Raw genomic sequence first — 15,123 nt, 5'->3', positions numbered from 1 at the left:
ACATTGATAAGCCAGGTTTACGCCTGGCTTTTTTATTTTAACCATAGAAAATTATGAAATACCGAACTGTTGGAATTTTTGCACATATCGATTCGGGTAAAACCACTCTCACCGAACGGATCTTATTCGAGTCTGGAAAAATTGCCGCAGTTGGTTCCATTGAAGATGGAAACACCGAATCGGATTCCTTACAGGAAGAAATCGAAAGGGGGATCTCCATCCGTACGACTTTTCATTCCATTCCTTGGGAAACTAAGTTTGGTAAGTTTCAGATCCAACTTGTGGATACACCCGGTCATATTGATTTTCGTAACCAAGTCACAGACCTATTGCCAGCGATGGATTCGGCCATTGTGGTTTTGGAGGCGGGGACAGTGGTCCAATCTCAAGCACGCCTTGTGATCGAAGAACTTCGGAAAGCAAATGTGCCTATGGTTTTTTTTATCAACAAACTCGACCGTTTTGATGAAGACTACTTGGATGCCCTGGTCTCCTTGGAAGAAATTTTAGGTGGTGCCCCCGTTTCTCTTTTCCAAAAGAATCCAGAGGGAAAATTAGAATACTACCTAAATACCCCTGGGCATTTTCCGAAAACGGTAGGGGAAGAGCTCGTGGCTTGGAATGATGAAATTCTTTTGTCTTCTTGGAATGACCCTTCTGGCCAAACTGATTATTCCTTGGTTGGATTGCAAGGTGGACCTCGTTTTGGAAAACTTTATCCAGTGTATGGAGGTTCTGCAAAAACGGGGGAAGGGGTTCGGGAACTTCTAGACTTAGTTCTTTGGGTAGAACCCAAGGAACCAGAAAACTTTGGTGATTCCTCTCTTCCACTTCTTGTTCTTTCCAGAAGGTCAGCCGAAGGGGTGGGAAGGTATGCGGTTGTGTATCCTACAAAAAATATCCATCTTGCGGAGGTTGAGGCAATTTGGAAAAAAAACGCTCCGAAGTTAGAGGCAAACCAATCCGGTTCAGCTATAGAAATAGAACCTAGAGGCTCCATCTTTCAATTTTTGGATCCAGAATCCGAAGAGGAAATTTCCGAGTTAAATCAGGGAAAACTGGTTTTACTAAAAAACCAGAAAGGCTTAGTTTTACTTCCTGGCCAAACTGTGGCTCGTGCTTCGGAACGGAACTCCAAAGAGGTCGGCCTATTTTCCGAAAAAACACCTAGTCCTTTTTCTGTAGTTTTGGAACCAGAAGAATCCACCGACAAAGAGTTTTGGTTATGTCGCCTGGAGGAATTGGTATGGGAAGATCCAGGATACCAAGTCCATAAGAAAGAAGAGACCGGTCAGTTAGTACTTCTTGGCAGAGGAGAGCTTCATTTAGAAATCGGAATCCGACGAATCACCGAGAGAACCGAAAAAAAACTCAATTTTAGTTCGATAAACATTGCCAAATTAGAGCTTCTTAAAAAAATGTCTCATAAGGTTGCCCTAGAGCATCGTGCCTTTGAAGACCAAAAATCAAGCGGCGCGCTCATCGCAGTCCTGGAAGATACTGCCGATTTTTCGAAGCATATTGCCTTCGAGGTAAGTCTTCCGGAAGAAGTAAAAAATTCGATAGAAACATCCTTTATGGAGGCCTGCTTACACGGGTTTTACGGAGAGGAAGTTGTAGGTCTCAAGTTTCGTGTTCTCTCGTATGAGATACCGAAGGGAGATTTGCAAACCACTTTAACGCTTTTGAAAGTAGCGATACTTGCGGGCGTAAAGGAATTGTTTTCTTCAAACACATATTTGGTCGGACCCCTCACAGAAGTAGAAGTGATGGTGGACGCAGACCACTTAGGTGTAGTTCTTTCTGATCTAAGTCGCAGAAACGCTAAGGTGATCTCCATCTTTGAGGCTGTGGCAGGGAAGAGTCACTTAAAAGCCAATGCACCGGCCCAAAACCTGCTTGGCTTTTCAGGGGCTCTTAGAAACATGACCAAAGGCATCGGCATTTCTTGGGAAAGGACTGCTTTTACCTATGAATTTCATGCATTTTTAAAGGAGTAAAGAACCGAGGATCGGGTCTTGCACCACGATTGAGGAGTAGATTCTAACAATGGCTAAAGAAAAATTTGACCGTTCAAAACCACACTTAAACATCGGAACAATTGGTCACGTTGACCACGGTAAAACAACCCTTACAGCAGCGATCACAACGACGCTTGCAAAGTTAGTGGGTGGAAAAAACAAAGCGATTGCTTACGACCAAATCGACAACGCGCCCGAAGAAAAGGCTCGTGGGATTACTATTGCAACGTCTCACCAGGAGTATGAAACTCCAAACCGTCACTACGCACACGTAGATTGCCCGGGACACGCGGACTATGTTAAAAACATGATTACTGGTGCTGCTCAGATGGACGCTGCGATTCTCGTAGTATCTGCTACTGACGGTGCAATGCCACAAACGAAAGAACACATCCTTCTTGCTCGCCAAGTAGGGGTTCCTTACATCGTGGTTTACTTAAACAAAGCGGACATGCTCGCTGCTGATGAGAGAGACGATATGGTTGAGATGGTTAAAGAGGAAATCAAAGACCTTCTTAACAAATACAACTTTCCTGGTGATAAAACACCTTTCATCTCTGGTTCTGCATTAAAAGCTCTTGAAGGTGAAGATTCCGACCTAGGAATGAAATCCATTTTGAAACTTATGGAAGCTGTTGATACTTACGTTCCAAACCCTACACGTATTGTTGATAAACCTTTCCTTATGCCAGTTGAGGACGTATTCTCAATCACTGGTCGTGGAACTGTTGCAACTGGTCGTGTGGAGCAAGGGGTTCTTAAGATCAACGACGAGATCGAAATCGTTGGTATCCGTGATACATCTAAATCAGTTGTTACTGGTATTGAGATGTTCCGTAAACTACTCGATCAAGCAGAAGCTGGAGACAACATTGGTGCTCTTCTTCGCGGAACTAAAAAAGAAGACATCGAAAGAGGTCAAGTTCTTGCGAAACCGGGTACAATCACTCCACATAGAAAATTTAAAGCAGAAGTTTACGTTCTTACAAAAGACGAAGGTGGACGTCATACTCCATTCTTTAACAACTACCGTCCTCAATTCTATTTCAGAACTACAGACATCACTGGTGTTTGTAACCTTCCTGGTGGAATGGAGATGGTTATGCCGGGAGATAACGTTACGATGTCAATCGAACTTATCCACCCAATTGCTATGGACCAAGGTTTGAAGTTCGCTATCCGTGAGGGTGGAAGAACGATTGGTTCTGGTGTTGTTGCGGAGATCGTTGAGTAATCGCAATGGCTGGACAAAGAATTCGCGTTAAGTTAAAAGCTTTCGATCATAGGTTGATTGACCAATCAACCTATGAAATCGTTGCGACTGCGAAGAGGACCGGAGCTACTGTCTCCGGTCCAATCCCACTTCCAACGAAAAAAGAAATCTACACGGTATTACGTTCTCCGCACGTGAATAAAAAAGCTAGAGAACAATTTGAAATGAGAACTCATAAGAGACTCATCGATATTTTAAATACGAATGAAGATACGGTAGAAGCCCTGATGAAGCTTCAACTCCCTGCTGGAGTTTCCGTAGATATTAAATCCTAAGGATAGGATCCATGGCTAAAGGTTTAATCGGCGAAAAATTGGGCATGGCCCACATATTCAATAACGAAGGTAAGATGGTTACTGTAACCGTTTTACGCGTGGGTCCTTGTTTTGTGTCCCAGGTAAAAACATCTGCAAACGACGGCTACGAAGCGGTTCAACTAGCATTTGGTGATGCCAAGGAAAAACACATGACGAAGGCCGAAGTTGGACACATCAAAAAAGCTAACATTGCCGCTCCTAAAAAAACTCTGATTGAATTCAAAGGTTTTGAAGATGTAGCTGTTGGTGCTGAGGTAAAACTCGCTGATGTGTTTGCTTTAAACGACACGGTGAAAGTGACCGGAACATCTAAGGGAAAGGGAACACAAGGTGTTGTAAAACGCCACGGTTTTGCCGGTGGTCCTGCTGGACACGGTTCCAGATTCCAAAGACATCCTGGTTCGATTGGTTCTAATACAACTCCTGGACGTGTGTTCAAGGGTTTGAAGATGGGTGGAAGAATGGGTTCTGAACAGAGCACTGTTCGAAACCTGAAAGTAGTAAAAATTGATGCAGACGCCAACTTGGTATTTGTATCCGGTCCGGTTCCAGGAAGGGAACGCGGTATCGTTACGATAGAAAAAATCGGATAAATAGATAGGTAGAACATGAAAGCGCGTAAATACAATAAAGAAGGCGTATTCGTAAGCGAAGTTGAACTTCCGGCAGAATTATTTGCTACCGGCATTTCGCTTGGAGCCATCTATGATGCGGTTAAAGCTGAAAATGCGAACAATAGACAAGGAACACATTCTACTAAGGATCGTTCCGAAGTTCGCGGTGGGGGAATCAAACCTTGGGCTCAAAAAGGAACTGGTCGTGCAAGACAAGGATCCATCAGAGCTCCACATTTCGTTGGTGGTGGTATCATTCATGGACCAAAACCAAGAGATTATTCCTCTAACTTGTCACGCAGCGTTAAGAAAAAGGCTGTTCTCTCCATCCTTAACAAAAAGGCAGAAGAAAACAGAATCGCGATCATAGAAGACGTAGAACCTTCTTCTTACTCTACAAAGTCCATCTACAACATTTTGAAGAACATGGAAATTGCAGAGAAGGGTAACGTGGGTTTTGTGGTATCTGGTGAAAACCAATTCCTCAAAAAATCCACTCGCAATATAGAGAACCTCAAATATGTGAACAGCAAACGAGTCGTTTGCCGAGACATCCTCTATAATAACAATTTAGTAATCTCTGAAAGCGCTTTAAAAGAGCTTCAGGCTCAGTATTCTAAGAAAGGATAAGACAGTGAACCTAGAGAATGTAATCTTATCACCGGTTGTTACAGAAAAGTCGCAAGACCTTCAAACAATTGGAGAACGTATGGGAAAAAGAACTGTCAAGTATACGTTCAAAGTCCACCCGGATGCGAACAAAACTTTGATCAAACAGGCTCTGAAACAAATGTATAACGTAGTTCCAACAAATGTAAACGTAGCCGTTTACCGTGGGAAAATGAAACGTTTTAGAAACATGCCGTCCCCAAGACCTCACTACAAAAAAGCCGTAGTGACCTTTGCTGACGGAGCAAATTTGGATTTTGCTAAGGTTTAATTATGGGAATTAGAAAACTTAAACCCACAACACAGTCTAGCCGGTATTATTCCGTTTTAGATTTCAAAGAAATCACAGAAGTGGTTCCTTATAAACCTCTCACTGCCAATTTCTCTTACAAGGCAGGTCGTGATAATAAGGGACGTATTGCTGTTAGACGCAAAGGTGGACGTAACAAAAGAAAGTTCCGTATCATCGATTTCAAACGTAATAAATTTGGAATCCCTGCAACTGTAAAAACAATTGAATACGATCCAAACCGTTCGGCATTCATTGCACTTATCTGTTATGCAGATGGGGAATACCGATACATTTTAGCTCCTAACGGTCTGAAAGTTGGGGACAAAATTGAATCTGGTGCCAATGCAGAGATCAAACTAGGAAATACACTTCCTTTAGATAAAATCCCTGCTGGAACTAACGTTCACAACATTGAACTACATATCGGAAAAGGCGGTCAAATCGCACGCACAGCAGGTTCTTTTGCTGTGATCTCCGCTAAAGACGGTGACTATGTGTCTCTCAAACTCCCTTCTTCGGAAATCCGAAAAGTGCGTAAAGAGTGTTTAGCAACGATCGGAGAACTTTCCAACAAAGACCATAACTTGGTCATCATTGGAAAAGCGGGACGTAACCGTTGGTTAGGAAAAAGACCGAAAGTAAGAGGGGTCGTTATGAACCCTGTGGACCACCCACTCGGTGGTGGTGAAGGTAGAACTTCCGGAGGTCGTCACCCTGTGACTCCTTGGGGTAAACCTACGAAAGGATTTAAAACACGTAAGACTAGACCGTCTGACCGTTTTATTGTCCAAAGACGTAAGAAAAACAGGAATAGGTAGGATCTAGATAATCATGGCTAGAAGCTTAAAAAAAGGTCCGTTCATTGACGACCACCTCATGAAAAAAATTACGAGCCTAAACTCTGAAGGGAAAAAAACTCCCTTCAAGTCTTGGTCAAGAAGAAGTACCATTTATCCAGATATGATTGGTCATACAGTCATGATTCATAATGGCAAAGCGTTTGTTCCTGTTTATGTGAATGAAAACATGATCGGTCACAAACTCGGTGAATTTGCTCCCACTAGAACCTTCAAAGGTCATGGTGGAGACAAAAAAGTAGCGAAGAAATAGGTAGAGAGATGGAAGCAAAAGCAGTAGGAAAACACCTCAGAATTTCTGCCAGAAAAGCTCGCCTGGTTGCTGATGAAGTTCGTGGATACGATTACAAAGAAGCGATTGATATCTTACGTTTTACAAACAAAGCGGCAAGTTCAATGATCATCAACTTGTTAAACTCGGCAGTTGCGAACGCAGTACAAATGAATGAAAGTTTGGATCCAAGTTCACTTTATGTTAAAAAAATCTATGTGGACGACGGCCCTATCATGAAACGTTTCCGCCCAAGAGCACGTGGTCGTGCTTCTAGGATCCGTAAACGCCTAAGCCACATCACTGTTGTCGTATCTGAAATCGAAAAGAAGGTTAACTAATTTATGGGTCAGAAAGTAAATCCAATCGGACTACGAATCGGAATCACACGTAATTGGGATTCGGTTTGGTATTCCAAACAAGATTACATCAAAAATCTTCACGAAGATATCAAGATCCGTAGATTCCTTCAGAAGAAATTTAAAAATGCATCCGTTGTAAAAATCGTAATCGAAAGATTCCCTGAAAAAATCAACGTAAACCTCCATACTTCTAAACCAGGTATGGTCATTGGTCAAAAAGGCCAAAACATCGAAGCGGTAAAACAAGAGCTTAAAAAATACGCTGATAAACCGATTGGGATGAACATCATCGAAGTGAAAAAACCAGAAGTGATTGCACAAGCGATTGCCGAAACGGTTGCCCTTCAAATCGAACAAAGGATGCCATTCCGACGAGTGATGAAAGCAGAACTTCGTCGTGCTATGCGCGGTGGAGTGGAAGGTGTGAAAATCCAAATCTCCGGACGATTGAACGGAGCAGATATGGCAAGAACAGAGAAGTATATGGAAGGACGAGTTCCTCTTCATACTCTTCGTGCCAAAATTGACTTTGGATTCAAAGAAGCCCTTACCACTTTCGGTCAAATCGGTGTGAAAGTTTGGACTTATACTGGTGACTACTTCCCAACCAATAAGGAAGAGACCGATGAAGATAAATACGCTGTAAAACGTAGAACGAGTTAAGAAGTACTAAAGAGAAACTATCATGTTAGCACCTAAACGAGTAAAATTTAGAAAACGCCAAAGAGGGCGCTTAAAAGGTAAGGACGAAAGAGGTTCTTACGTTGCGTTCGGTGAGTATGGTTTAAAAGCCATCTCTTCCGGTCGTATCACTGCGCGCCAAATTGAAGCTGCAAGGATCACTATCAACCGCCAAGTAAAACGTGGTGGGAAATTGTGGATCAGGATCTTCCCACATTTACCAATCACTAAAAAACCTGCTGAAACTCGTATGGGTAAAGGTAAAGGTAACCCGGAATTTTGGATTGCGGAGATCCGTCCTGGTCGCGTTCTTTTTGAGATGGCTGGTATTGATGAAGAAACAGCAAGAAAGGCACTTCACCTAGCAGCATTTAAACTGCCAGTAGAAACTTCATTTGTTAAGAGGAACGTTCTATGAAAGACGATTTTAAATCACTTTCTCCAGAAGATTTGAAGAAAGAAATTCTTTCCTCTTCCGAAGAAGTAAGAAAAGCAAGATTCCAATTTGGTGTCACAAGATCTCTTGAGAACCCAAAAGTAATCCGCAATCATAAGAAGAGAATTGCCCAAGCATTAACTGTCCTTCGCGAGAAGGAATTATCTGCTAAAGGTAAACTCAAACAAATCGCACCGAAAGCTGGTTCGGCTCCAAAAGTCGCTAAAACAAGCAAAGGTAAGAAGAAGTAGGTTATGGAAGATAAAAACTCTAAAAAGTCTTTAACCATTCAAGGTGTAGTAGTGAGCGATGCTATGGATAAAACTGTAGTAATCGAAATCATCACAAGAAAAGTGCACCCACGGTTTAAGAAGATTATGACCAGAACTTCCCGCGTGAAAATTCACGACGAGAAGAACGAGTGTCAAGTTGGTGATCGAGTCATCGCTGTGGAAACAAGACCACTTTCTAAGCAGAAACACCATAAACTTGTAAAGGTAATTGAGAAGGCGAAATTAGTATGATTCAACAAGAAACTATTTTACAAGTAGCCGATAACTCGGGTGTGAAAAAAGTCATGTGCGTTAAAGTGCTTGGCGGTTCCAAAAAACGCTACGCAACGCTTGGTGACGAGATTATCGTCGCTGTGAAAGAAGCACAACCTGCATACGGTCTTCGTGACGGGCAAGGTAAAAAAGTGCATAACAAAGCGGTTCAAAGAGCAGTTGTTGTGAGAACGAAAAAAGAAGTTCGTCGTCCCGATGGAACTTACATTCGTTTCGATGACAATGCCGTTGCCATCATTGATGACAAAGGGAATCCAAAAGGAACCAGGATCTTCGGACCTGTTGCCCGTGAACTACGCGATAAAAAATACATGAAAATTATATCTCTAGCTCCGGAGGTTCTCTAAAATGGCGACTAAGTTAGCATACAGAGGCTCCGAGCCCACTAAATTCAAAAAAACGAAAATCAAAAAGGACGATGAAGTTCTAGTGATTTCCGGTAAAGAAAAAGGAAAAAAAGGGAAAGTTCTAGCAATCGATAAACGCAAAGACCGCGTTTATATCGAAGGTGTGAACAAAAGAAAAAGATTCGTTCGCCCAACCCAAGAGAACCCTCAAGGTGGTGCGATTGAGATCGAATTCCCAATCCATATTTCCAATGTGATGTTTCACGACGCAAAAGCAGAGAACAAAGCGAAGCCTAAGAAGAAAATTAAGGCTGTACGATTGGGCTTTGCCAAGAAGGATGGTAAATCCGTACGAGTGACTCGACCAGAAGGGAAAGAAGTATAGTTATGGTACCTAGGCTTAAATCAAAATACGAAGCGGAAATCCGCCCTACACTCCAAAAGTCACTCGGCTTTCAAAGTGTGATGCGAGTTCCCAAACTAGAAAAAATCGTGATCAACGTTGGTATGGGTGAAGCTCACACGAACCCAAAAGCGATGGAAGCATGTCTTGCAGAAATTGGTCAAATCACAGGCCAAAGACCAGTGAAAACTTTCGCTAAGAAATCCATTGCGGGTTTCAAAGTGAGAGAGGGGATGGTGCTTGGTTGCAAAGTTACCCTTCGTGGTCATCATATGTATGAGTTCCTTGACAGATTCATTAACGTGGCTCTTCCACGGGTTCGTGACTTTCGCGGAGTAAATCCGAAAGGTTTCGACGGTCGAGGAAATTACAACCTGTCCGTAAAAGAACAGATCATCTTCCCAGAGATTCATTTTGATAAAATCAATACTATCTACGGGATCAATATCACTTTCGTAACGAACACGGAAGTGGACAAAGAAGCGTTCGAATTATTCCAAGCCTTCGGTATGCCTTACCGAACGGCAGGTAAGTAGGAGATTTATCATGGCGAAAAAATCAATGATGGAACGCCACGCCAAAGAGCAAAAATTCAAAGTGAGAGAGTACAATCGTTGCCCTCTTTGTGGTCGATCACGCGCTTATTTGCGCCGCTTTGATATGTGTCGTCTTTGCTTCCGGGACCTTGCTAGCAAGGCTCAGATCCCCGGTGTGAAAAAGTCCTCCTGGTAATTAGGTTAAGGTAAGTATGAGTCTTTCAGATCCAATCGCAGATATGCTAACAAGAATCAGAAACGCACAACAAGCTAAACATGAGCTTTGTGTGATTCCTGGTAGCAAAATCAAGAAGTCCATCCTCGATCTTCTTAAAGAAGAAGGTTTTGTAGATGATGTCCAAACAGTAAAAAATGGAAGTTTTGATGACTTCCAAGTGAAATTAAAATACGACACGGAAAAAAAACCGGTAATTCGTATGATCGAGAGAGTATCCACTCCAGGTCGTCGAGTTTATATCCAATCCGGCGAAATCCGCCCGTTCCGTAATAACATCGGAACTCTCATCCTTTCGACTTCGAAAGGTGTGATGACCGGGAAACGTGCTCGCAAACTCAGAGTAGGAGGGGAAGTTCTCTGTAAGGTATTCTAGAGAACGATAACACCATGTCTCGAGTTGGAAAAAGTATTATCAAATTGCCTGCAAAGGTAGAAGTAAAAACGGAAGCGGAAGCCCTTACCATCAAAGGGCCTTTAGGGGAATTGAAAACTCCTCTATACGAAGGTGTCAGTGCCAATGTGGAAAACGGCGAACTAGTTTTCACTCGTAAAAGTGAAGACCAAAAGACTGTCGCTCTCCACGGCCTCGTTCGTTCCCTTGCGATGAACTGTGTCAAAGGTGTCACCACTGGTTGGGAGAAAAACCTTGAGATTACTGGGGTTGGTTATCGTGCACAAAAACGCGGTAAAGACCTTGTAATGGCTCTTGGATATTCTCACGAAGTGGTTTTTCCTGAGCCTAACGGTATCAAAATCGATGTGGCAGATCAGCTTAAAATCAAAGTATCGGGAATTGACCGACAACTGGTTGGACAAGTTGCGGCTGACATTCGTTCAAAAAGACCTCCTGAACCTTACAAAGGAAAAGGGATCAAATATGCGAACGAATACATCCGTAGAAAGGCCGGAAAAACCGGTAAGAAGTAGAACGTCATGATCAATAAGACAGCTAAAAATATCAAAAGATTGAGAAGAGCGGAACGAGTTAGATACAAACTCCGTTCAACCTCGGAAAGACCTCGGTTGGTTTTTAATAAAACAAACCGTTACCTCACCGCACAAATCATTGATGACGCGAAGGGTGTAACACTTGTTTATGCAACCACTTTAGAGAAAGATTTTCCGAAACATGAAAATTCTAAAAAGAGTAAATCGGCTGCAACCGAACTCGGTAAAGTAGTCGCTGAAAAAGCGAAAAAAGCAGGAGTTTCCCAAGTGGTTCTCGACAGATCTGGAATGGTTTACCATGGAAAGATTGCTGCTTTTGCTGATTCTGCCCGCGAAGGTGGATTGGAGTTCTAAATGATGTTAGAAGAAGAAACAAAAGAATTTACTGAGAAGGTCGTTAAAATCGACCGAGTTGCCAAAGTAGTGAAGGGGGGACGTCGTTTCTCCTTCAACGCTCTTTCTGTAGTCGGTGACTCTAAAGGAAAAGTAGGAATTGGTTTTGGAAAAGCAAATGAAGTTCCAGATGCCATCCGAAAGTCCATTGAATCGGCAAAAAAGAATTTAAAATCCATTCACTATATCGGTCATACCGTTCCTCACGATGTTGTGGGACAGTTCAAATCCGCTCGAGTGATTTTGAAGCCGGCTTCTCCGGGAACGGGGATCATCGCTGGAGCTTCTGTTCGTTCCGTTTTGGAAAGAGCAGGAATTCAAGATGTTCTTACAAAGTCCTGGGGTTCTTCAAACCCGATGAACATTGTAAAGGCGACTATGGATGCATTACAACAGTTGGAAACTCCGTCAATGGCGGTAAAACGACGTGGTGTTAGCCTCAAACATTTGTTTGGGCAAGATCTATAAAAGGATACTGATTATGGAAGAAGTGATCGTAACGCAAGAAAGAAGTTCTATTGGTATCATACCGGTACATAAAAAAACTCTGATTGCTCTCGGCCTTAAAAAGAAAGGTCAATCCAAGAAACACAAAATGACTCCCCAACTAAAAGGGATGTTACGACAAGTTGGTTACTTGTTGAAAGTGGAAAAGGTATAATTGTATGGCACAAGATAGAATCGAACAAGGTCGTGGATTCGGGGCAAAACGTCCTAAAAAATCTACATCCCTCGGCAACAAAAACTTGGTTCCCGTTCCAGAAGGTGCAAAAACCTCGCCGAAACGAGTGGGTCAAGGTCCAGGATCCGGAATGGGAAAAACTTCCACTCGGGGTTCCAAAGGACAAAGAGCTCGTGCAGCTTCGATGAGACGTGGATTCGAAGGGGGACAGCTCCCACTTCACAGACGTTTGCCAAAACGTGGTTTTACCAATATTTTCTCTGTGGAATTCCAACCAGTGAATTTGATTTCTCTTTCGAAAGCTGGTCTTTTTGGGGAAGTAACTCCTGCCATTCTCAAAGCAAAATCTTTGATTAAGTCAGAAGTAGGACCAATCAAACTCCTCGGAACTGGAGAAGTGACTGCTGCCATCACCATTACGGTAGATGCTTTTTCTGCCTCTGCAAAAGAGAAAATTGAAAAAGCGGGTGGAAAAGTCATCATTAGAGAAAAGAAAAAAGAAGAGAAAAAAAACTAGATAACCTATGTTTCAAACCATCGCTAACATCTTTCGAATCCCGGAATTAAGATCTAAAATCCTATTTACGATCGGTATGTTGTTACTTTTTAGAATGGGAACGCATGTGACCATTCCTGGTATCAATAGTTTGATTGTGACGGGCATTACTGCCGATCCGAGTGAAGGTTTCCTCGGAATGGTGGATTTGTTTGCAGGTGGTGCTCTTTTAAAATTTTCTATTTTTGCACTAGGGATCATGCCTTATATCTCTTCTTCGATCATTATGCAACTTGTAATGGTTCTCATTCCTAGTTTGCAAAAGATGCAAAAAGAAGGGGAAGAAGGTAGAAAAAAGATCCAACAGTACACTAAGTACGGAACTCTCATCCTTTGTGCGATCCAGTCTCTTGCAGTGATCCAACTGGCTAATTCTTGGTCTACTGGATCGGGTACTGCGCAGGCGAAATACCCAGGACTGATCAATCCTTCAGTCGAAGGGTACTTTTTACCGATTGCGATGCTCTCCATCACTACGGGAACAGTTCTTCTTATTTGGCTCGGAGAACAGATCACAGAACGTGGTATTGGTAACGGAATCTCCCTTATCATCTTTGCAGGTATTATTGGTCGTATGCCAGAAGCACTCATTGCTATGTTTACCTCCGATACATCGGATGCTCTCAGTATCCTGATTCTTATTATTATTTTTATAGTGCTGATTGCCTTAACGGTGATTTTGACCCAAGGGGTTCGCCGGGTTCCGTTAAATTACGGAAAACAAATGGTGGGAAGAAAGATGGTTCAGGCTCGTAGCCAATCCATTCCTTTCAAAGTGAACAGTGCCAACGTAATGCCAATTATTTTTGCATCCTCGCTCATCCTTTTCCCACAAACAATTGTTCAGTGGTTGTCCTCTAAGGGTGGTCAGTGGGCAGGTTGGGCAGTGATTATGGACTATTTTAATCCATTTTCACAAATTTGGTACCATGCCCTTTTTTATTATGTGATTTATACATCTCTCATCATTTTCTTTGCCTATTTTTATACGGCCATTCAGTTCAACCCACAGGAACTTGCTGATAACCTAAAAAAATACGGTGGGTTTATTCCAGGGGTTCGTCCTGGTAGCCAAACCAAAGAAATGATTGAAAAAATTTTGAATCGAATCACCTTACCAGGTGCTCTTTTCCTTGCTGGTCTTGCTCTGGCTCCGTATCTTATCATCAAGTTTTTAAACCTCGGTTCTAACACCGGTGGGGGAACTTTGGTGTATACTTTTGGCGGAACTTCGTTACTCATCATGGTGGGTGTGGCACTCGAAACCTTAAAACAAATCGAAGCCCAACTTCTTATGAGAAATTACGAAGGGTTCATGAAAAAGACGAAAATCAAGGGAAGAGTGTAACAAATGAAGAGACTCATTTTTATGGGGCCCCCAGGTGCTGGAAAAGGGACCCAAGCTGACATCATCAAAGAGAAATACAAAATTCCTCAGATCTCAACTGGAGATATTCTCCGTGCTGCCGTAAAAAACGGTACCCCTATGGGTGTAGAAGCAAAAAAATATATGGACGCTGGAGACCTTGTTCCAGATGCTGTCGTTATAGGCATAATTCGCGACCGATTGGTCGAATCTGATTGTGCGAATGGATTCATTCTGGATGGATTTCCTAGGACGGTGGAGCAAGCAAAGGCTCTGTCGGAAATCCTCAAAGAGCTTCGTATGGAGCTCGACTCCGTTGTCAACCTAGACGTTCCTGACGAAGAACTCGTCAAACGGTTGCTAGGTAGAGCGATCAAAGAAGGACGCTCGGATGACAACGAAGAGACCATCAAAAACCGTCTGCATACTTACAACACCAAGACGTTGCCCCTGATAGACTTTTATAAAGGCTCTGGGATCCTTCGGCAAATTAATGGTTTGGGAAGTATGGAAGAAATCACTAACACTATTTTAAAATCGATCTAGTAGGAGATAGACCCTGGCTAAGGAAGAAGCAATCACGATTGACGGAACCGTTCTTGAACCGTTGCCGAACGCTATGTTCCGTGTGGAACTAGAAAATGGACATAAGGTTTTAGCACATATTTCAGGAAAGATGCGTATGCATTACATTCGTATTTTACCTGGAGATAAAGTCACAGTGGAACTTTCTCCTTATGACTTAACCAAGGGCCGTATTACCTACAGAAAGAAATAGGAAACTATAATGAAAGTTAGAGCATCAGTAAAAAAAATCTGTCCAGAATGCAAAGTCATTCGCAGAAAAGGTGTAATCCGAGTGATTTGCACGAACCCAAAACACAAACAAAGGCAAAGATAGAAAGATATGGCACGTATCGCGGGTGTTGATTTACCATCAAACAAAAGAATAGTGATCGGTCTTACATACGTATTTGGTATTGGCAAGACTTCCTCTCAAAACATCCTGAAAAAAGCAGGAATTGACGAATCTATCCGGGTGAAGGACCTTTCGGACGAACAAGAAGCCGCGATCCGAAGAGTTATCGAAGAATCATACCAGGTAGAAGGGGATCTTCGTTCTGAAGTCAACCTAAACATCAAACGATTGATGGACGTAGGTTGCTACAGAGGTTTCCGTCATAGACGTGGACTTCCGGTCAACGGACAAAGAACAAGAACCAACGCAAGAACCCGTAAGGGAGTCAAGAAAACTGTAGCCAATAAGAAAAAGGCTACTAAGTAGAGGACGAGTC

At 42.6% G+C, this 15,123-nt stretch carries 28 protein-coding genes; all 28 read left to right on the top strand.

Translation table 11 applies throughout. The features are described 5' to 3' along the window. The first annotated feature begins 53 nt into the window (after positions 1-53). The 28 genes from EHR07_RS17865 to rpsM are packed head-to-tail and all read left to right on the top strand — an operon-like array spanning position 54 to position 15,113. Positions 54-2,000 (top strand): elongation factor G-like protein, encoded by a 1,947-nt coding sequence (locus EHR07_RS17865; RefSeq protein ID WP_135746403.1) that lies wholly within the window; start codon positions 54-56, stop codon positions 1,998-2,000. A 49-nt stretch (positions 2,001-2,049) separates the two neighbouring features. Continuing rightward, positions 2,050-3,255, top strand: a complete 1,206-nt coding sequence (tuf, locus tag EHR07_RS17860) for an elongation factor Tu (protein ID WP_002974170.1) — start codon at positions 2,050-2,052, stop codon at positions 3,253-3,255. A gap of 5 nt (positions 3,256-3,260) precedes the next feature. Beyond that, on the top strand, positions 3,261-3,569 hold the full coding sequence (gene rpsJ, locus EHR07_RS17855) for a 30S ribosomal protein S10 (RefSeq protein WP_108973166.1): 309 nt from the start codon (positions 3,261-3,263) through the stop codon (positions 3,567-3,569). Between the two features lie 11 nt (positions 3,570-3,580). Continuing rightward, the gene (rplC, locus tag EHR07_RS17850) at positions 3,581-4,204 is read left to right on the top strand and encodes a 50S ribosomal protein L3 (RefSeq protein WP_002974191.1); all 624 of its coding nucleotides are present in this window, start codon (positions 3,581-3,583) and stop codon (positions 4,202-4,204) included. 15 nt (positions 4,205-4,219) lie between these two features. Next, on the top strand, positions 4,220-4,855 hold the full coding sequence (gene rplD / locus EHR07_RS17845; protein ID WP_135659756.1) for a 50S ribosomal protein L4: 636 nt from the start codon (positions 4,220-4,222) through the stop codon (positions 4,853-4,855). Between the two features lie 4 nt (positions 4,856-4,859). Further along, positions 4,860-5,165: a 50S ribosomal protein L23 gene (locus EHR07_RS17840; RefSeq protein ID WP_100790764.1), complete on the top strand. Its 306-nt coding sequence runs from the start codon at positions 4,860-4,862 to the stop codon at positions 5,163-5,165. A gap of 2 nt (positions 5,166-5,167) precedes the next feature. Next, a complete protein-coding gene (rplB, locus tag EHR07_RS17835) occupies positions 5,168-6,004 on the top strand; it encodes a 50S ribosomal protein L2 (RefSeq protein WP_135746402.1) in 837 nt (278 codons plus the stop codon). A 13-nt stretch (positions 6,005-6,017) separates the two neighbouring features. Beyond that, positions 6,018-6,296 (top strand): 30S ribosomal protein S19, encoded by a 279-nt coding sequence (gene rpsS, locus EHR07_RS17830; protein ID WP_100743125.1) that lies wholly within the window; start codon positions 6,018-6,020, stop codon positions 6,294-6,296. A gap of 8 nt (positions 6,297-6,304) precedes the next feature. Further along, positions 6,305-6,655, top strand: coding sequence for a 50S ribosomal protein L22 (gene rplV, locus EHR07_RS17825; protein WP_135746401.1), 351 nt, complete (start codon positions 6,305-6,307; stop codon positions 6,653-6,655). Between the two features lie 3 nt (positions 6,656-6,658). Next, positions 6,659-7,339: a 30S ribosomal protein S3 gene (rpsC, locus tag EHR07_RS17820; RefSeq protein WP_100729138.1), complete on the top strand. Its 681-nt coding sequence runs from the start codon at positions 6,659-6,661 to the stop codon at positions 7,337-7,339. 22 nt (positions 7,340-7,361) lie between these two features. Beyond that, complete coding sequence (gene rplP, locus EHR07_RS17815; protein WP_002974545.1) at positions 7,362-7,775, top strand: 50S ribosomal protein L16; 414 nt, start codon at positions 7,362-7,364, stop codon at positions 7,773-7,775. After that, the gene (rpmC, locus tag EHR07_RS17810) at positions 7,772-8,044 is read left to right on the top strand and encodes a 50S ribosomal protein L29 (RefSeq protein WP_100729137.1); all 273 of its coding nucleotides are present in this window, start codon (positions 7,772-7,774) and stop codon (positions 8,042-8,044) included. The genes rplP and rpmC overlap by 4 nt, the downstream gene beginning before the upstream one ends. Before the next feature lie 3 nt (positions 8,045-8,047). After that, a complete protein-coding gene (gene rpsQ, locus EHR07_RS17805) occupies positions 8,048-8,317 on the top strand; it encodes a 30S ribosomal protein S17 (protein WP_012388932.1) in 270 nt (89 codons plus the stop codon). Further along, on the top strand, positions 8,314-8,706 hold the full coding sequence (gene rplN / locus EHR07_RS17800; protein ID WP_002974152.1) for a 50S ribosomal protein L14: 393 nt from the start codon (positions 8,314-8,316) through the stop codon (positions 8,704-8,706). Before rpsQ ends, rplN begins: the two co-directional genes overlap by 4 nt. 1 nt (position 8,707) lies before the next feature. Then, positions 8,708-9,091, top strand: coding sequence for a 50S ribosomal protein L24 (gene rplX / locus EHR07_RS17795; RefSeq protein ID WP_135569113.1), 384 nt, complete (start codon positions 8,708-8,710; stop codon positions 9,089-9,091). A 2-nt stretch (positions 9,092-9,093) separates the two neighbouring features. Further along, a complete protein-coding gene (gene rplE, locus EHR07_RS17790) occupies positions 9,094-9,645 on the top strand; it encodes a 50S ribosomal protein L5 (RefSeq protein WP_135746400.1) in 552 nt (183 codons plus the stop codon). 10 nt (positions 9,646-9,655) lie between these two features. Beyond that, on the top strand, positions 9,656-9,841 hold the full coding sequence (locus EHR07_RS17785) for a type Z 30S ribosomal protein S14 (RefSeq protein ID WP_012476296.1): 186 nt from the start codon (positions 9,656-9,658) through the stop codon (positions 9,839-9,841). A gap of 16 nt (positions 9,842-9,857) precedes the next feature. Beyond that, complete coding sequence (gene rpsH, locus EHR07_RS17780; RefSeq protein ID WP_002973604.1) at positions 9,858-10,256, top strand: 30S ribosomal protein S8; 399 nt, start codon at positions 9,858-9,860, stop codon at positions 10,254-10,256. A 14-nt stretch (positions 10,257-10,270) separates the two neighbouring features. After that, positions 10,271-10,810: a 50S ribosomal protein L6 gene (gene rplF / locus EHR07_RS17775; protein WP_135746399.1), complete on the top strand. Its 540-nt coding sequence runs from the start codon at positions 10,271-10,273 to the stop codon at positions 10,808-10,810. A 6-nt stretch (positions 10,811-10,816) separates the two neighbouring features. Then, a complete protein-coding gene (gene rplR / locus EHR07_RS17770) occupies positions 10,817-11,185 on the top strand; it encodes a 50S ribosomal protein L18 (protein WP_135655886.1) in 369 nt (122 codons plus the stop codon). A gap of 3 nt (positions 11,186-11,188) precedes the next feature. Then, positions 11,189-11,692 (top strand): 30S ribosomal protein S5, encoded by a 504-nt coding sequence (gene rpsE, locus EHR07_RS17765; protein ID WP_002973816.1) that lies wholly within the window; start codon positions 11,189-11,191, stop codon positions 11,690-11,692. Between the two features lie 13 nt (positions 11,693-11,705). After that, entirely contained in the window at positions 11,706-11,885 is a 180-nt protein-coding gene (gene rpmD, locus EHR07_RS17760; protein ID WP_135569118.1) for a 50S ribosomal protein L30, read from the top strand. Between the two features lie 4 nt (positions 11,886-11,889). After that, positions 11,890-12,423 (top strand): 50S ribosomal protein L15, encoded by a 534-nt coding sequence (rplO, locus tag EHR07_RS17755; protein ID WP_135746398.1) that lies wholly within the window; start codon positions 11,890-11,892, stop codon positions 12,421-12,423. 7 nt (positions 12,424-12,430) lie between these two features. After that, the gene (gene secY / locus EHR07_RS17750) at positions 12,431-13,810 is read left to right on the top strand and encodes a preprotein translocase subunit SecY (RefSeq protein ID WP_135746397.1); all 1,380 of its coding nucleotides are present in this window, start codon (positions 12,431-12,433) and stop codon (positions 13,808-13,810) included. 3 nt (positions 13,811-13,813) lie between these two features. Then, entirely contained in the window at positions 13,814-14,374 is a 561-nt protein-coding gene (locus EHR07_RS17745) for an adenylate kinase (RefSeq protein ID WP_135746396.1), read from the top strand. Between the two features lie 13 nt (positions 14,375-14,387). Continuing rightward, positions 14,388-14,606 carry a translation initiation factor IF-1 gene (infA, locus tag EHR07_RS17740; RefSeq protein WP_012476295.1) on the top strand — a complete coding sequence of 73 codons (219 nt, stop codon included), beginning with the start codon at positions 14,388-14,390 and terminating at the stop codon, positions 14,604-14,606. 9 nt (positions 14,607-14,615) lie between these two features. Further along, complete coding sequence (rpmJ, locus tag EHR07_RS17735) at positions 14,616-14,729, top strand: 50S ribosomal protein L36 (RefSeq protein ID WP_002974084.1); 114 nt, start codon at positions 14,616-14,618, stop codon at positions 14,727-14,729. 6 nt (positions 14,730-14,735) lie between these two features. Further along, a complete protein-coding gene (gene rpsM / locus EHR07_RS17730; RefSeq protein WP_035983662.1) occupies positions 14,736-15,113 on the top strand; it encodes a 30S ribosomal protein S13 in 378 nt (125 codons plus the stop codon). Positions 15,114-15,123: the final 10 nt, after the last annotated feature.

The sequence above is a fragment of the Leptospira bandrabouensis genome (genome assembly GCF_004770905.1).
Classification (GTDB): domain Bacteria; phylum Spirochaetota; class Leptospiria; order Leptospirales; family Leptospiraceae; genus Leptospira_A; species Leptospira_A bandrabouensis.
The sequence above is the reverse complement of the archived record's forward strand: the minus strand, read 5'-3'. Positions and strand labels throughout refer to the sequence as shown.